This is a genomic window from Halotalea alkalilenta DSM 17697 (assembly GCF_000621205.1).
Taxonomy (GTDB): Bacteria; Pseudomonadota; Gammaproteobacteria; order Pseudomonadales; family Halomonadaceae; genus Halotalea; species Halotalea alkalilenta.
On record NZ_JHYY01000036.1, the window covers coordinates 69,791 to 85,033 of the forward strand.

The following is a 15,243-nucleotide window of genomic DNA, read 5'->3' on the forward strand; positions in this document are numbered from 1 at the left end:
CTCAGAGCCTTTCTCCAGGCGCCTCGGTGGACGCCGGCGCCCCGTCGATTTCATCCACGTCGATTTCGTCTACCTCGAGCTGGACCATCGATGTCTGGCGGATGACGTCTTCCTGCAGCCTGAGGAGGTGCCGGCGCATCGCCTCGCCTGCGCGAACGGGGTCACGCGATTCGATCGCGGTGATGATCGCGAGGTGCTCGGCGTAGGAGCGCGGCCGGGTGTCCCCGGGGAGCCTTGCGCGCCTGCGGATGGCCCGCCACGCCTCGTTCTGGCGGACGCGATTGACCACCTCGAACAGCGACAGGAACAGGCTGTTGCCGGCGCTCTGGGCGAGCTGCCGATGCAGCGCGCCATCCCAAAGTTCGCGGGCATCGGAGTCCTCGGCCTCGAAGGTCTTCTCGGCGAACCGGCGCATCGAGGCGACGTCCTCGCTCTTCGCCCGCAGGGCGGCCAGCTGCGCCAGCTGCGGTTCGATCCGGAGCCGGACCTCCATGACTTCCATGAAATTGGTATCGGCGACCAGGTTCTCGACCTGCTCGGTCCACCCATCGGGCTTGCGGCCGACGTAGGTGCCCGATCCCTGCCGGCGCCAGATCTCACCCTCCGCCTCGAGCACCTCGAGTGCTCGGCGCACGGCTCGACGACTGACGCCGAACATTTCCGACAGCGCGCGCTCGGTGGGCAGTTTGCCGTCGGCGTCCACCTGGCCCGCCTTCAGCAGGCCGTGGATCTTTTCGAGCGCGACGTTGGAGTTCTCTTGCATGGAGTGGACGCTTGTTTAGGTGGATTCATCTCGAACCAATGTGATATTGGTTCAGTAAGCCGTCACCGGAAAGCGAGTGTCAAGTCCTGGACCCGCAGCTTCTCAACTTCGCATCAGGGTGAATGGCAGGCGGCGAGGCGCCGATCCGATCGGGTCGGTTGCCCTGAGGGTAACGACCAAGCGAAGGCGGCGGGCCGCGCGATGCCCCCGGCCGGTGCGATATCTGCAACCACCGAGCCCCGGGCGGGGTCCGGTTCCCATGCGAGAGAGACCAGATGTTCGACTTTTCCCATCATGCGCCCTATCCCTCCCAGCGTTCGGCGACCTACTCGACCACGGGCATGGTCGCCGCCTCCCAGCCACAGGCGGCCCAGGCCGGGCGCGAGATGCTTGCGCGCGGCGGCAATGCGGTCGATGCCGCGATAGCCACCGCTGCGGCGCTGACCGTCACCGAGCCGACCGCCAATGGCATCGGCGGTGACGCCTTCGCGCTGGTCTGGGTCCCCGAGGGCAGTACCGGGCGCTTGCACGGGCTCAACGCCAGCGGTGCGGCGCCGGCTGCGCTGTCGCTCGAAGCGGTGCGCGCGGCGGGGCACGAATCGATGCCGCTGTACGGCTGGACACCGGTGACCGTGCCCGGGGCGCCGGGGGCCTGGGCGGAGCTTGCCCGACGCTTCGGGCGGCTGCCGCTTAGCGCGTCGTTGGCGCCGGCGATCAGGCTCGCTCGCGAGGGTTTCCCGCTCTCGCCGATGGTCGCCGAGATGTGGGCCCGCGCCGAGCGCAAGTTTCGTCCGCTGCTCGATGACCAGGCCACCCGCGGCTGGTTCGACTGCTTCACCCCAGGCGGGCGAGCGCCGAAGGCCGGAGAGATCTACCGCAACGAGGCCCAGGCGAAGACCCTTGAGTCGATCGCGGCGAGCGGGGCGGAAAGCTTCTATCGCGGCGAGCTGGCCGAACGGATCGACGCGTTCTCGCAGGCCACCGACGGCTATCTGCGCGGTTCGGATCTCGCCGCTTTCGCGCCTGAATGGGTCGAGCCGGTCGGGGTCGACTATCGCGGCCATAAGATCTGGGAGATCCCGCCCAATGGCCAGGGCATGATCGCGCTGATGGCGCTGCGGATCATCGACGGCTTTGCCGAGCGCCCGGCCCGAGAGGACCTGACCCTGCTGCACCGCCAGATCGAGTCGCTCAAGCTCGCCTATGCCGACGGCTTCGCCCATATCGCCGATCCACGCGATATGAGGGTCGCGGTCGAGGCGCTGCTGTCTGAGGAGTACGCCTTGGAACGGCGTGCGCTGATCCAGGACCAGGCGATCGACCCGACCCCGGGGGAGCCGCGCGCCGGCGGCACTGTCTATCTCGCCACCGCCGATCGCGAGGGCATGATGGTCTCGTTCATCCAGAGCAACTACCACGGCTTCGGCTCAGGGGTGGTGGTACCCGGTACCGGAATCGCGCTGCACAACCGCGGCCACGGTTTCGTGCTCGACCCCGACCACCCCAATGCCCTGGCGCCGGGCAAAAAGCCGTTCCACACCATCATCCCTGGGTTCATCACCCGCGGTGACCAAGCGTTCGGCCCATTCGGCGTGATGGGCGGTTTCATGCAGCCCCAGGGCCATATGCAGGTGGCGATGAATCTGATCGACTTCCGGCTCAACCCCCAGGCCGCGCTCGACGCTCCGCGCTGGCAATGGCTCGGCGGCAAGCGGGTGGCGATCGAGCACGGCTATCCGCGGCACTTGCTGCTCGAACTGCAGGCACGCGGCCACCAGATCGAGTCGGCCTTCGACTCGACCAGTTTCGGCCGCGGCCAGGTGATCCTGCGTGATCCGGTTACCGGGGTGCTCTGCGGCGGTACCGAACCGCGTACCGATGCGAGCATTGCGGTGGTATGAAGGCGGGATGAAGCCGGCGCCGTGCGCTATGCACCAGCGCACGGCGTCTCGATGATGGTGCCCGCTCAGCCCACCTTGCCGCGCGCCGCGACCGGCAGGCTGCGGGTGAGTAGGCCCGCGCGATGGAAATGGACCTGGTCGAACAGGTTCGACACCGGGCAGGCGTGGTTGGGCACGATCGAGAGCAGGTCGCCGACGGCGGGGCGCTCGGCGCAGGCGCTGAAGTCGAGGGTGCCATGCTCTTCGCTCAGTCCCACCACTCGCGCCCCGGGATGGCCGAGCACGCAGCCGTAGCCCTCGAGGCCGAGCAGGTCCGAGGTCAGCGCCTTGGAGCCGGCGTCGACCACTACCCGGTCGGCTGTCGGGCAGCTGACCACCGTGGTCATCACCGCCAGCGCGCAGTCGTCGAGCCGGCAGGCGCCAGCGGCGACCTGGGAGCGGTCCTGGTAGATGTAGGTGCCGATGCGGTATTCGGTGACGATCGGTGCCTCGGCGAGCTTCCACATGCTCGGCGTGCCGCCGCTGCTGAACCCGGGGATCGCGATGCCGGCCTGGTCGAACAGCGCCTGGGCATGGCTGAACCACGTTTGCACCTTGGCCTCGTTGAACGCTTTCGGATAGGTCATGAGGCCGGCGAAGCGAAGTCCGGGCGCGGCTTCGATCCTGCGGGCGAGCTCCAGCGCGGCTTCGGCGGACTGCACGCCGCAGCGCCCGGCGCCGGTGTCGCATTCGACCATCACATCGAGCGGACGCTCGGGGTGGTCGAAGCGTGCAGCGAGCCCTTCGACCACGGTAGCGGAGTCAGCGACCACGCAGAGCCGTTCGACCCGGGCGGCGAGGGCGGCGAGCCGCTCGAGCTTGGCTGGACCGACGATGTTGAAGGTGATCAGGATGTCGTCGAAGCCCGCGGCGGCGAACACTTCCGCCTCGCCGATCTTCTGGCAGGTGATTCCCTTGGCGCCGAGCTCGAGCTGGCGGCGCGCCAGCTCGGGCAGCTTGTGGGTCTTGATGTGTGGGCGCAGCGCGACGCCGAGGGTGTCGCAGAGGCGCTGGAAGCCTGCCAGGTTGGCCTCGACCTTGTCTTCGTCGATGACCACGCAGGGAGTGTCGAGTTCGGTGAGTCGCATCGGATCTCCTCGTCTTTGAATGCGTTGGGCTCAGCGCTTGCGTGACGCGTCGAAGCAGACCAGCCCGACCTCGACCTTGCAGTCGACGACCAGGTCCTGGACGCTGCAGATGCGCGCTGGTGGATGATCGCCGAAGGTCTGCTCGAACACCTTGTTGAACGAGCTGAAATAGCGCGCGTCGGTGAGCACCACGGTCACGTGGACCACATGCTGGAGACCATAATCGGCTTCCTTCATGATCGCCAGGCAGTTATCGATCGCGAGTCGTGACTGCTCGACGATGCCACCCTCGACCACCTCTCCATCGGTCATCGGGGTCTGGCCGGAGACGTAGAGCCAGCCGTCCGCCTCCACCGCGCGGGAGAAGGGCAGTCGCTGGCCGCCGGTGCCGTGGCCGCCTTCGGCGCCGTAGCGTTGGATGTCGCTCATTGTCTATCGTCCTTCTGGTACGTGGATGTAGTACGTGGATGTAGTGCGTGGATTTCGCGCGTGGACGGCCATCGGTTGGATGGCCGTCGCCTGGACGCAATGCGTCGAGCGCGTCTCAGATCCCCGAGCGGGCGAGGAAGTCGCGAAGCCTGGGGCTCGCAGGGGAGCCGAACAGCCGCTGCGGCGGGCCCTGTTCCTCGATCCGCCCGGCGTTCATGAACACCACCTGGTCGGAGACCTCGCGGGCGAAGCGCATTTCGTGGGTGACCAGCACCATGGTCATGCCGTCCTGGGCAAGGCCCCGGATGGTGTCGAGCACCTCGGCGACGCGTTCGGGATCGAGCGCCGAGGTCGCTTCGTCGAACAGCATCACCTTGGGCTTCATCGCCACCGCGCGGGCGATCGCTACGCGCTGCTGCTGGCCGCCGGATAGCTGCGAGGGACGATGGTGCCGGTGGGCCAGCATGCCCACGCGCTCGAGCCAGCCTTCGGCCTGCTCGACCGCCTCGGCGCGGGACAGCCCGCGCACCTTGGTCAGCCCAAGGGTGATGTTGTCGAGCGCACTGAGATGGGGAAACAGATTGAATTGCTGGAACACCATCCCGGTCATCGCGCGCTGCTTGGCGATCCTGCGCTCGCTGTCGCGGACGCGTTTGCCGTCGCGCTCGCGATAGCCGATCGGTTGGCCATCGACCAGGATGCGGCCGCCCTGGAAGGCCTCGAGCAGGTTGATGCAGCGCAGCAGGGTGGTCTTGCCCGAACCGCTCGAGCCTATGATCGAGACCACCTCGCCAACCTTGACGCTCAGGTTCACTCCCTTGAGCACCTCGAGGGTATCGTAGCTTTTGTGCAGGTCCTGGATGTCGATCAGCACGGTCATACCGGACTCCTGGGCTTGCCGGCCCCTTCGAGATGCCGGGAGAGGTACTTGCCGAGCATGTCGATGCAGAAGTTGATCGCGAAGTAGATCGCGCCGGCGAGGAAGTAGAACTGCAGGTTGAGGAAATTGTTGCTGATGATCTGCTGGCTGGTGAGCAGCAGTTCGGCCACCCCGATCACCGACAGGAGCGTCGACGCCTTGACCATCTCCGCCGCGGCGGTGACCCAGGTCGGCATTGCCAGGCGCATCGCCTGTGGGAACAGCACATAGAGGCAGATCCTCGGAAAGGTCAGGCCGATCGCCCGGCCTGCCTCGAGCTGGCCGATCGGCAGCGCCTGCAGCGCGCCGCGCCAGATCTCGGCGACGTGGGAGGCGCAGAACAGGCAAAGCGCCACCGCACCGGCCTGGAAGGGCGTGAGCGGCAGGCCGAGCGGCGTCGACATGTAGTAGGTGGCGAGCACCAGCACCAGCACGGGGGTGCCGCGGATCAGATCGACGTAGAGCCGGGCGGGCCAGCGCAGCGGCGCGCTGGCGTAGGCCAGCGCCAGGCCGATCAGCATGCCGAGCAGGGTGCCGGAGGCGATCGCCAGCGCAGAGACGCTGACGGTGGTCCAGGCGCCTTGGAGCAGCATGCCGCGATTTGCGACGATCTCGCTCAGGAAGTAGCTGAGTTCCAGGTCCATGGCGTCGGCCTCATAGCCGCAAGCGGGATTCGAGCCCCCTGAGCAGCAGGCTGATCAGGTAGCAGGTGGCGATGTAGAGTGCTGCGGTGACGCTCCAGACTTCGAGCACGCGAAAGCTCTCCGAGTTGATCTTCTGGGCATAGAAGGTCAGTTCTGGCACTGCGATCGCGGCCGCCAGCGAGGTGTCCTTGAACAGCGAGACGAAATTGTTGGCGAAGGCAGGCATGGCGTTGCGCAGCATCACTGGTAGCACTACGTAGTACTTGATCGAAAGCGGGGTCAGGCCGATCGCCTGGCCCGCCTCGCTGATGCCCGGGGGCACACCGAGCAGCCCGGCGCGGAATACCTCGGTCATGTAGGCCGCGGCGTAGAGCGACAGCGCGAGAACGAAGCTCGTGCTCTTGTCGAAGGCGAGGCCGAGCTGCGGCAGGCCGAAGAAGATGAACAGCACGATCACCAGGATCGGCAGGTTGCGCACGATCGAGACGTAGCCGAAGGCCAGCGCCCGCAGCGCCGGGTGCTTGCCCGTCGCGCAGAAGGCGAGTACCAGTCCGGCGATGCTGCCGATCGCGATCGAAAGCACGGCGAGACCCAGGCCCAGGGCCAGCCCTTCGAGCAGCAGCGGCCAGTTCTGCCATACGGGGGTGAAGTTGAAGGTGTAGTTCATGCGCAAGGTCGACCTGGAGGCGGTGATTATCGCGTCGGCTCGCCGGCGCCGCCGTTGCGGCGGCACCGGCGCGATTCTTCAGGGCGAGGGGAAGCCAGGCCGCGGGGCGGGCGGGGTTTCGCCGAACCACTTCTCGAACGCTTGCGCATAGGCGTCGAATTCGACCCCATGCTTGGCCTCGAACAGGGTGGTGTTGAGGAAGTTCAGCCAGCGCTGGTCTCCCGGGGCCACCGCGCAGCTGTAGGACTGCGGCATCCAGGCGTAGCCGGCGTCGACATAGCGGTTGGGGTTCTGCTGCAGGTACCAGCGCAGCGTCGACAGGTCGGTCGCCACCGCGTCGGCCCGGCGCGAGTTGAGCGCCTGGTAGATCATGTCCTGGCTCTGGTACTGGTCGACCTTCGCCTCGGGCAGTGCCTTGTGCACCATCTCTTCGGCGTAGACGTTCTGCAGCACCGCCACGGTCACCTCGCTCCCCGCCTGCGCCAGCGCGTCGAAGTCGCCGTAGTCGCCGCCGGCGCGCATCAACAGGCCGACGCCTTCACGGTAGTAGGGGATGGTGAACTCGACCTGCTGGGCGCGCGCCGCGGTCACCGTCATCGCTTGGCAGGAGAGGTCGACGTTGCCGGTCAGCAGGTTGGGGATGCGCGCGTCGGATGACTGGTTGACGAAGCGGACTTTGGAAGGGTCGTTGAACAATCCCTTGGCCAGCAGATGGCCGATATCGGCGTCGAAGCCGACGGTCTCGCCATTCTGGGTGAAATGCCAGGGCGGGTTGGCGGTGCCCGTGCCGATCACGATTTCGCCGCGCTCGAGCACCTCGTCGAGCTTGTCTGCATAGGCCTGGCAGGAGAGCGAAGAAAGCGCCAGGCAGGTACTCGCCAGCGCGAGTACGCGGTGGGAAGCGTTCATGATGATCCTCGAGTCTTTGTTGTGATTGTCTGGTATTTCGGACACAATTCTTGTTTATCGGACGAGAAAAAGCATAATTGGCTTCAGCGGGCCGCGCAAGCACGGTGCCGGGGAGACCAGACGTGAGGAGAGGGAGCGATGAGCGAAGCAACCACAGGGAAGGGGCGGGCTCGGGGGATCGACCGGATCATCGGGCTATGCGACTGCCTGCACCGGGTGGGCCGGCCGGTCAGCGTGCGCGAGCTGGTCGAGCTGACCCAGGCGCCGCGCTCGAGCGTCTATGAGCAGGTCGCGACGCTGCTCGAGGCGGGATGGCTCGAGGAGCGCACCGATGGCCTTTTGTTCTTCGGACGCAAGATGCATTACTTCGGCACCGACTACCTGCGCCATGACGATTTCATCGCCCGTGCCCGCCGGGTGCTGGTCGAGCTCACCGCCGAGCACGCCGAGACCAGCCAGCTATGCATGCTGGAGGGCGACAAGTACGTGGTGGCGCTCTCCGAGATGCCGCCCCGGCCCTTTGCGATCAGCTCAGAGGTCGGCATGGCGACGCCGATTCCCTGGACCGCCTCTGGACGCGTGCTGCTCGAGGGGTATGATGCGGCGGCACTGCATGCTTTCGTCCCGGAAGAGGATTTCATCCTGCCGAGCGGTGAGCGGATCCAGCCTGCGGATTTCGCCGCCGACATCTCCCGCGCCGCGTCCCAGGGGTATGCGGTCACCCGCGGGTTGGTCGATGGCTTCGCCTGCTGCATCGCGGTGCCGATTCGCGACCTGCGGGGCAAGGTCAAGGCGACGATCTGCTTCACCGTGGGCAACGACATCGACGACCAACGACTGGCGATGCTGGTCGAGGTGCTCAGCGAGGCGGGCAGGCGGCTCTCCGAGGTGAGCGTTTCCGGGGCGAGATGAATGCCGACCGGCATCGACCGGGCTTGCACGTAGCCTATCCTTTGCGATGGCGGCTCAGGCTCGCCGCCGCCCCCTATCATTTTACAAGCCGACGTGGAGTCCTATGTTCGCGCAGCTGTTCGCCGTCATGGCACCGGTGCTGGCGGGTGCCGGAGTGGGCTATCTGTGGGTACGCGCCAAGCAGGCCTATCCCACCGATTTCGTCTCCAAACTCACGCTCAACATCGGCACGCCCTGCCTGATCATCTCTTCCCTCGCCGAGACCCGGGTGGATTTCGCCACCTTCAGCGTCATCGCCGGGGCCACGCTGCTCGCGCTTTTCACCCTGGCGATGCTCGGCTTGGTGATGTGCCGGGTGAGAGAGCTCGATTGGAAGGTCTTCGTGCCGGCGATGATCTTTCCCAACACCGGCAACATGGGGCTGCCGATCTCTCTCTACGCCTTCGGCCAGGTCGGTTTCGGCTACGCGGTTTCGATCCTGGTGGTGGTCTCGCTGATCCAGTTCGTGTTCAGCGTCTCGATCGGCTCAGCCCGTCCGCTGCGCGCACTGTCGAGAACGCCGACGATCTATGCGATCGCGATTTCGCTGCTGCTGATGGTGTTCGATCTCAGGCTTCCCTCCTGGCTCTTCAACGTCACCCACCTGCTGGCCGGATTCACCATTCCGCTGATGCTGATCACCCTCGGTGTCTCACTGGCCAGCATCCGGGTGGCCAACCTGGCCGGCGGGCTGGCGTTCGGGGCGGTACGTACGCTCTTGGTGATCCCCGTATGCCTCGCCGCCGGATGGATATTCGGGCTCAGCGCTGCCAACACCGCCCAGCTGCTGCTGCAGCTGTGCATGCCGGTGGCGGTCTACAACTACATGTTCGCCCAGCGCGCAGGGCGTTCGCCCGAGCTGGTGGCGGGGCTGGTGTTCAGCTCCACGCTGCTGTCGCTGTTCTACCTGCCGGTGATCCTCGCGGTGATATTCAGCCTCGAATGAACGGCGCGCAGAGGGCGTTGGTAGCGCCGCCGTAGCCTTTGACGAAATAGTTACGATCGACGGCGATTTCCAGCACTTAGGACATAGGCAGCCGGTGGAAAAACTGCTTAAACTGGCGGCTCCGTCAGATGGAGGTACTATGTCCTTGCGTGTCCTATCTATTCCTTCCGTTGGAAAGCGCTGGTTCTGCGCTTCAAAGCTCGTCGGTGTGACCCTTGCCACTGTGATGCTCGCCGGCTGCTCTTCTATCTGGCCATTCAATCGCGCGGATGAGCCGGCCGAAACCCCGCAGCAGGCCTTGCAGGTGATTCCCTCCCGTCCATCGCCCCAGCAGGCGGCGCAGAGCGACCCCAAGCAGATCGGCCAGCAGGTGTGCAAGTCGCTGCCCAGCAAGCTGTGGGGGGAGTTCATCATGGTCGGTAAGGTCGATGCCATCGGCGAGGACTACCTGATGAAGGTCGACCTCGATCGGGTCCAGCTCAAGGGCCAGCCGAAGATGACCCAGAATGGCTTTCCCAAGAATGTCTGGGCGATGCAGAACGAATGGTACGAGTGCCAGGATCCGGTCTGACCTGGCTGTACCCGGAGCGGACCGGTCGCGGGCTACGAACCTGAGTGGCTTCGATGTTTCGCGCGTGGTCCGCCGCTCGGATGAGCTGTCTCCAACGCTGGTGTCTTCGTTGTCGCGATATGCAAGTGCTTCTCGGCGCAGCGAAAAGTGCTTAATTCAGACTGAGAGGCGCGTCGCGCAACGATACAGCGCGGCTGCTTTTGGTTAGATTGGTGGCAACGCCCATCTTCCAGGAGACGCCAGATGGAAAACCGTAGCTACGGCATCGGTCAGCGCACAGGCGAGCGCTCGATAATCGCCCATAAAGTTCTTCGCAACACCTACATGCTGCTCGCGATGACGCTGCTGTTCTCGGCGGTCACCGCTGCGGCGGCGGTGGGCCTCGGGGTGCAGCGGATGAACATCCTGTTGTTCCTGGTCGGTGCCTACGGACTGATGTTCCTCGTGCACCGCACCGCCAATTCCGCCGCGGGGCTGCTTTCCACCTTCGCCTTCACCGGCTTCATGGGGTTCTCGCTCGGGCCGATCTTGAGCGCCTATCTGTCGATGAGCGGCGGTCCGCAGTTGGTGATGACTGCGCTGGGCATGACCGGGGCGGCCTTCGTCGGCCTTTCCGCAGTGGTGCTGGTGACCCGCAAGGATTTCGGCTTTCTCGCCAATTTCATCTTCGTCGGCATGATCGTGCTGCTGCTGTCGATGCTCGGCGCGTGGCTGTTCCAGCTGCCGGGCATGATGCTTGCGATCTCCGCGGGTTTCGTGCTGCTCTCTTCGGCGCTGATCCTGTATGAAACCAGCCAGATCATCCACGGTGGGCAGGACAACTATATCCTCGCGACCATTTCCCTGTACGTCGCGATCTACAACCTGTTCCTCAGTCTGCTCAGCCTGCTCGGTATGGGTGGTGGCAGCGACGATTGACGCGCGACCTGCCTGAGACGATCACTCCGCCATTTTGAATCGCGCTGGTGGAGTCGGGTGGTTGGCATGTGAGGCCTGGGCCCGTTGTTCACGGGGCCCAGGCCTCGTATCAATGACAAACCCCTTTTAACCCAGCGACGTTTTCCATCTAGGCGAGTCGAGAACCGTTTGGGTCCTAACGCGCCTCTTGCTCGCTTAGATGCGAGGGGCGGTCCCCTCGCGCTCCCCCTGAAAGGGGACGCGCCGCCACGAGATCGCGAAACCCTGGCCGATCAATCGCTTGCCCTCGGGTCGGCGCGCATGGACGTCCCTGTCCGGGCGCGCCTTTTGCGACATCCATGTCGCAAACCCCGGTGCAAGCGATTGCCGGCCAGCGCGCTCTCGGAGGCGGCTGGAAACCATCGTGGCATCTTCAAATACTTCATCGGCAATCTGAGGCCTGGGCCCCGTTGTTTGAACTGACCCCAAGAAGTTGGACGGTTTAGTAAGCTAGGGGCCGAAGGCCTGGGTCCGGTACTGAACCGGGCTCAGGCCTTTCAGTGTCATCTCGATAAGTTCGTGGCCGTGGACGCGGATGTAGTCACGGGTGGTGGGGCACTTAGGCCGGCTTCATCGGCCCGGGCCACGTTCAATCCCGTGCCTTCCGAGCCGGTGCTTCGATGCGGTGCTTGTCGCGGAAGGCGAGGAGGAAGAGCAGCAGGACGATCAGCGCGAACATCGCCGGGAAGAGCCATATACCCTGCCAGGCATGGGTGCCATTGGTCGCGAAGTACTCGGTGATATGGCCCGCCACCCAGAAGCCGATCAGCATTCCCACGCCATAGGTCGCCAGCGTGATCATGCCCTGGGCGGAATTCTTGAATCGTTCGCCCGCTTTGGCATCGGTCTAGATCTGGCCGGAAACGAAGAAGAAGTCATAGCAGACGCCGTGGAGCGCGATACCGATGATCAGCATGAACATCAGTCCTTCGCTGTCGCCGAAGGCGAATAGCGCATAGCGCAGCGCCCAGGCCAGCATCCCGATCAACAGTGTCGCCTTGATGCCGAAGCGGTGGATGAACACCGGCAGCATCAGCATGAAGAGCACTTCGGAAATCTGCCCAAGCGTCATCGTACCGGTGGGATTGGAGACGCCGATCTCGGCCAGGAAGGGGTTCGCATTCTGATAGTAGAAGGCGAGGGGAATGCAGATCAGTACGGAGGAGATGAAGAAGATGGCGTAGTTTCTGTCCTTGAGCAGCCTGAGTGCGTCGATCCCCAATACCTCCTTCACACCCTCCTTCTTGCCGCCGCCGCTCGTCGCCTTCGGCGGTGTCCGCGGCAGGGTGAAGCTGTAGAGCCCCAGCATCAGAGAAGCGACCGCGCACATCAGGAAGGTATTGCGCAAAAGGCCCGCGCCGATCGCCCGGGAAGAGTCCCAGGAAAACACGTAGCTGATCGTGAGCCCTGCGACGATCCAGCCGATCGTGCCCCATACCCGGATCCTGGCGAACTCGCTCGAGGGATCGTCGAGCTGGCGAAACGAGACTGAGTTCACCAGCGCCAGCGTCGGCATGTAGAGAATCATGTAGGCCAGCACCAGCGGATAGAAGGTCGCGAAGTCGTCCGCCAGGTACAGCGCGTACATCAGCGCAGCGCCGCCGAGGTGCAGCACACCGAGGATGCGCTCGGCGTTGAAGTAGCGATCGGCGATCAGCCCAATGATGAACGGTGCGATGATCGCCCCCCAGGACTGGGTGGAGAACGCCATGCCTATCTGGCTGCCGGTAGCCTCGAGATCGCTCGCGAGGAAGGTGCCCAGGGTGACGAACCAGCCTCCCCAGATGAAGAACTGCAGGAACATCATGATGCTCAGGCGCATGCGTATCGTAACCATGCAACACCTCTATGGATCGCTGGGGAGGCCTTTACACAAACAAGGCGTTAGTGCTTGTTGTCCAAACCGAGGATCGCTCGGTTGCGCCCGGGGGTGGGGGCGACGCTCGCGAAGTCGTCGAAAGCATGTTGCGCAGGCTGGATGATCCGCTCCTTGATGAAGCCGGCGCCTTCCGCCGCCCCTTGGCTTGCATCCTTCAGGCAGCACTCCCACTCGAGCACCGCCCAACCGCTGTAGCCATACTGGGTCAGTCTGCTGAAGATACCGTGGAAATCGATCTGCCCGTCTCCCAGTGAGCGGAACCGACCCGGGCGGTCGATCCATGCCTGGTATCCGCCATACACGCCGCTGCGCCCGTTGGGCAGGAACTCGGCGTCCTTGGCATGGAACATGCGGATACGTTCGTGATAGCAGTCGATGAACGCCAGGTAGTCGAGCTGCTGGAGCAGCAGGTGGCTGGGGTCATAGAGGATATGGGCGCGGGGGTGGTGGTCCACCGCGTCGAGGAAGCGCTCGAAGGAGGCGCCATCATGGAGGTCCTCCCCGGGATGGATCTCGAAGCACAGATCGACCCCCTCTTCATCGAAGGCGTCGAGTATCGGCCGCCAGCGCCGGGCGAGTTCGGCGAACCCTTCCTCGACCAAGCCGTGCGGTCGCTGCGGCCACGGATAGAAAAACGGCCACATCAGCGCACCGGAGAAGGTGGCGTGGGCGCTCAGTCCCAGGCGACGGCTCGCCTTGGCTGCGAGCTTCAACTGCTCTACCGCCCACTCGGTGCGGGCGGCAGGATTGCCTCGCCGCTCGACGGGAGCGAAATCGTCGAACATTGCGTCGAAGGCGGGGTGCACCGCCACCAGCTGTCCTTGCAGGTGGGTGGAGAGTTCGCTGATCTCGACGCCCGCGGCCGCGCAGCGCCCCTTGAGCTCATCGCAGTAGGTCTGGCTTTGCGCCGCGGTGGCGAGATCGATGAAGCGTGGATCGGTGGTAGGCAGTTGGATCCCCAGGTAGCCCAGCGAGGCCGCCCAGCGTGCGATGTTGTCGAGGTTGTCGAAAGGCGGCTCGTCGCCGATGAACTGAGACAGGAAGATGGCCGGGCCCCGCATCGTGCCGGTGTTTTTCATAGTCATCGAAGCGCTCCTTATACCTGGCTATCGGCCGCCAGCGGCGTCCACTTGAGTTCGCTTTTCTGGCTGGCGATGACCGCCTCGATGAAGGCCATGCCGCGCACGCCCTGGAGGATGCCCGGCACACCTTCCGCGGTACCGCTGTCACCTCGACGGACGGCTGCGGCGAAGTCGCGATAGAGGTTGGCCAGCGCCTCCAGGTACCCCTCTGGATGTCCGCCTGGCAGACGCGATCGCCGTTTGGCCTCGTCGCACAGGCTGGGTTGGTCGATGCCGGCGCGCAGTACCCGCAGCGGTGCGTTGAGCTCGCGATGGATCAGGCTGTTGGGTTCCATCTGGCGCCATTCCAGAGCGCCCAGCTCGCCGTGGATGCGGATTTCGAGCGAATTCTCCTCGCCGGTGCTGATCTGGCTGGCGGAGAGTACGCCGGTGGCACCCTCGGCCGTGCGCAGCAGGACATCGCCGTCATCGTCGAGGCGCCGTCCCTCCACGTGAGTGCCCAGCGCCGCGCAGAGGGCGTTGACGGTGTGCCCCGAAACGAATTCGGCAAGGCCGAAGGCATGGGTACCGATATCGGCCATGCAGCCGCTCGCACCGGCGAGGGCCGGGTCGGTGCGCCAGGCCGCCTGCTTGTTGCCTTCCGTGGCGGCGCCATCACCCAGCCAGCCCTGGGAATAGGTGACGTGGATCTTGCGCAGTGCGCCGAGCTGGCCTTGGCGGATCATTTCGCGCGCCTGCCAGACGAGGGGATAGCACAGATAGATATGGGCCAGGCCATAGAGCCGCTGGCTGGATTCGATCACCTGCTTAAGTTCCTGGGCCTGTGCCAACGAAAGCGCCGCCGGCTTTTCCGACAGCACATGGAACCCTGCCTGCAGGGCCGCGATGGCGATCGGAACGTGGAGGTGATTGGGCGTGACGATCACCACTGCCTCCATACGCTCCTCGGCCGGGCGCTGGCGCTCGTCCTCTAGCAGGGCCTGCCAGTCGGCGTGGATGCGATCGGCCGCCAGGCCGAGCCGGGCTCCGGTACGCTGGTTGTTGTCGGCCGTACGGCTGAAGCTGCCGCAGACGAGCTCGACGGCGCCGTCCAGAGCGGCGGCCAGGCGATGCACTTCGCCGATGAACGCGCCCTCGCCGCCGCCGATCATGCCGATGCGAACCCGATGCGTTGGGGAGGCTGCCATTGTCTACTCCGATCATGGTGAGCCTCCTGTGCCATCGCGATGGCACTGCGCATGGACCTTGAACCCGAGTAGCATGGCTATGTTGCCGCAAGCAGCGTGGCCGCATGTCTTTTGGTGCCGGGTGCCCGGTGGTGAGAATGGCTCTGGTCGTGGGCTGCTGCGCATTTTGGTGAGCCTGGCTTCCCGTTGGAAAGATTTGTCTTCCCAGAACACGACCGGGCTTGCGGTAACCCCTTCTCCATCGACCCGTTCCCAGGAGCTATGAGATGGCCCACTTACCGGTATTGGATCCATTGGCAGCCTTCGTGGAT

14 protein-coding genes and 1 pseudogene are annotated in these 15,243 nt (G+C 64.8%); 5 read left to right on the forward strand and 10 right to left on the reverse strand.

Annotated elements, in window-relative coordinates; all coding sequences use genetic code 11:
- Position 1: 1 nt before the first annotated feature.
- Positions 2 to 763: a FadR/GntR family transcriptional regulator gene (locus tag Q376_RS21795; RefSeq protein ID WP_052365049.1), complete on the reverse strand. Its 762-nt coding sequence runs from the start codon at positions 761 to 763 to the stop codon at positions 2 to 4.
- A gap of 275 nt (positions 764 to 1,038) precedes the next feature.
- Here Q376_RS21795 and Q376_RS0107530 point away from each other — a divergent pair, with 275 nt between their 5' ends.
- Positions 1,039 to 2,664: a gamma-glutamyltransferase family protein gene (locus Q376_RS0107530; RefSeq protein ID WP_027349800.1), complete on the forward strand. Its 1,626-nt coding sequence runs from the start codon at positions 1,039 to 1,041 to the stop codon at positions 2,662 to 2,664.
- Between the two features lie 65 nt (positions 2,665 to 2,729).
- Here the strand turns inward: Q376_RS0107530 and Q376_RS0107535 are convergent, their stop codons facing one another.
- The 6 genes from Q376_RS0107535 to Q376_RS0107560 all read right to left on the reverse strand — a co-directional run bounded on the left by Q376_RS0107535 (position 2,730) and on the right by Q376_RS0107560 (position 7,359).
- On the reverse strand, positions 2,730 to 3,791 hold the full coding sequence (locus Q376_RS0107535) for a D-TA family PLP-dependent enzyme (RefSeq protein WP_027349801.1): 1,062 nt from the start codon (positions 3,789 to 3,791) through the stop codon (positions 2,730 to 2,732).
- A 30-nt stretch (positions 3,792 to 3,821) separates the two neighbouring features.
- On the reverse strand, positions 3,822 to 4,220 hold the full coding sequence (locus tag Q376_RS0107540) for a RidA family protein (protein WP_027349802.1): 399 nt from the start codon (positions 4,218 to 4,220) through the stop codon (positions 3,822 to 3,824).
- A gap of 115 nt (positions 4,221 to 4,335) precedes the next feature.
- Positions 4,336 to 5,100 carry an amino acid ABC transporter ATP-binding protein gene (locus tag Q376_RS0107545; RefSeq protein ID WP_027349803.1) on the reverse strand — a complete coding sequence of 255 codons (765 nt, stop codon included), beginning with the start codon at positions 5,098 to 5,100 and terminating at the stop codon, positions 4,336 to 4,338.
- Positions 5,097 to 5,783, reverse strand: a complete 687-nt coding sequence (locus Q376_RS0107550) for an amino acid ABC transporter permease (RefSeq protein WP_027349804.1) — start codon at positions 5,781 to 5,783, stop codon at positions 5,097 to 5,099. The genes Q376_RS0107545 and Q376_RS0107550 overlap by 4 nt, the downstream gene beginning before the upstream one ends.
- Before the next feature lie 10 nt (positions 5,784 to 5,793).
- Positions 5,794 to 6,450: an amino acid ABC transporter permease gene (locus Q376_RS0107555; RefSeq protein WP_027349805.1), complete on the reverse strand. Its 657-nt coding sequence runs from the start codon at positions 6,448 to 6,450 to the stop codon at positions 5,794 to 5,796.
- 78 nt (positions 6,451 to 6,528) lie between these two features.
- A complete protein-coding gene (locus Q376_RS0107560; protein ID WP_043446699.1) occupies positions 6,529 to 7,359 on the reverse strand; it encodes a transporter substrate-binding domain-containing protein in 831 nt (276 codons plus the stop codon).
- Positions 7,360 to 7,497: 138 nt separating this feature from the next.
- Here Q376_RS0107560 and Q376_RS0107565 point away from each other — a divergent pair, with 138 nt between their 5' ends.
- The 4 genes from Q376_RS0107565 (at position 7,498) to Q376_RS0107580 (ending at position 10,745) form a co-directional block, all read left to right on the forward strand.
- A complete protein-coding gene (locus Q376_RS0107565) occupies positions 7,498 to 8,271 on the forward strand; it encodes an IclR family transcriptional regulator (protein ID WP_027349807.1) in 774 nt (257 codons plus the stop codon).
- Positions 8,272 to 8,374: 103 nt separating this feature from the next.
- A complete protein-coding gene (locus Q376_RS0107570; protein ID WP_027349808.1) occupies positions 8,375 to 9,256 on the forward strand; it encodes an AEC family transporter in 882 nt (293 codons plus the stop codon).
- A gap of 208 nt (positions 9,257 to 9,464) precedes the next feature.
- Positions 9,465 to 9,827 carry a hypothetical protein gene (locus Q376_RS0107575; protein ID WP_027349809.1) on the forward strand — a complete coding sequence of 121 codons (363 nt, stop codon included), beginning with the start codon at positions 9,465 to 9,467 and terminating at the stop codon, positions 9,825 to 9,827.
- Positions 9,828 to 10,070: 243 nt separating this feature from the next.
- Positions 10,071 to 10,745: a Bax inhibitor-1/YccA family protein gene (locus Q376_RS0107580; protein ID WP_043446702.1), complete on the forward strand. Its 675-nt coding sequence runs from the start codon at positions 10,071 to 10,073 to the stop codon at positions 10,743 to 10,745.
- A 628-nt stretch (positions 10,746 to 11,373) separates the two neighbouring features.
- Here the strand turns inward: Q376_RS0107580 and Q376_RS21800 are convergent.
- From Q376_RS21800 to Q376_RS0107600, 3 genes and pseudogenes are all read right to left on the reverse strand, one after another.
- Positions 11,374 to 12,621 (reverse strand): annotated as a pseudogene (locus Q376_RS21800) (nucleoside permease).
- Positions 12,622 to 12,668: 47 nt separating this feature from the next.
- The gene (locus tag Q376_RS0107595; RefSeq protein WP_027349812.1) at positions 12,669 to 13,748 is read right to left on the reverse strand and encodes a sugar phosphate isomerase/epimerase family protein; all 1,080 of its coding nucleotides are present in this window, start codon (positions 13,746 to 13,748) and stop codon (positions 12,669 to 12,671) included.
- A gap of 11 nt (positions 13,749 to 13,759) precedes the next feature.
- Positions 13,760 to 14,932, reverse strand: a complete 1,173-nt coding sequence (locus Q376_RS0107600) for a Gfo/Idh/MocA family protein (RefSeq protein WP_043446705.1) — start codon at positions 14,930 to 14,932, stop codon at positions 13,760 to 13,762.
- Between the last annotated feature and the right edge of the window lie 311 nt (positions 14,933 to 15,243).

What these genes read in the sequence shown, in the direction of transcription:
- Q376_RS0107550 (WP_027349804.1), bottom strand. Translation starts at nt 5,783, where the DNA reads ATGGACCTGGAACTCAGCTACTTCCTGAGCGAGATCGTCGCAAATCGC.
- Q376_RS0107530 (WP_027349800.1), top strand. Translation starts at nt 1,039, where the DNA reads ATGTTCGACTTTTCCCATCATGCGCCCTATCCCTCCCAGCGTTCGGCG.
- Q376_RS0107580 (WP_043446702.1), top strand. Translation starts at nt 10,071, where the DNA reads ATGGAAAACCGTAGCTACGGCATCGGTCAGCGCACAGGCGAGCGCTCG.
- Q376_RS0107540 (WP_027349802.1), bottom strand. Translation starts at nt 4,220, where the DNA reads ATGAGCGACATCCAACGCTACGGCGCCGAAGGCGGCCACGGCACCGGC.
- Q376_RS0107595 (WP_027349812.1), bottom strand. Translation starts at nt 13,748, where the DNA reads ATGACTATGAAAAACACCGGCACGATGCGGGGCCCGGCCATCTTCCTG.
- Q376_RS0107545 (WP_027349803.1), bottom strand. Translation starts at nt 5,100, where the DNA reads ATGACCGTGCTGATCGACATCCAGGACCTGCACAAAAGCTACGATACC.
- Q376_RS0107535 (WP_027349801.1), bottom strand. Translation starts at nt 3,791, where the DNA reads ATGCGACTCACCGAACTCGACACTCCCTGCGTGGTCATCGACGAAGAC.
- Q376_RS0107560 (WP_043446699.1), bottom strand. Translation starts at nt 7,359, where the DNA reads ATGAACGCTTCCCACCGCGTACTCGCGCTGGCGAGTACCTGCCTGGCG.
- Q376_RS0107555 (WP_027349805.1), bottom strand. Translation starts at nt 6,450, where the DNA reads ATGAACTACACCTTCAACTTCACCCCCGTATGGCAGAACTGGCCGCTG.
- Q376_RS0107570 (WP_027349808.1), top strand. Translation starts at nt 8,375, where the DNA reads ATGTTCGCGCAGCTGTTCGCCGTCATGGCACCGGTGCTGGCGGGTGCC.
- Q376_RS0107600 (WP_043446705.1), bottom strand. Translation starts at nt 14,932, where the DNA reads ATGGCAGCCTCCCCAACGCATCGGGTTCGCATCGGCATGATCGGCGGC.
- Q376_RS21795 (WP_052365049.1), bottom strand. Translation starts at nt 763, where the DNA reads ATGCAAGAGAACTCCAACGTCGCGCTCGAAAAGATCCACGGCCTGCTG.
- Q376_RS0107565 (WP_027349807.1), top strand. Translation starts at nt 7,498, where the DNA reads ATGAGCGAAGCAACCACAGGGAAGGGGCGGGCTCGGGGGATCGACCGG.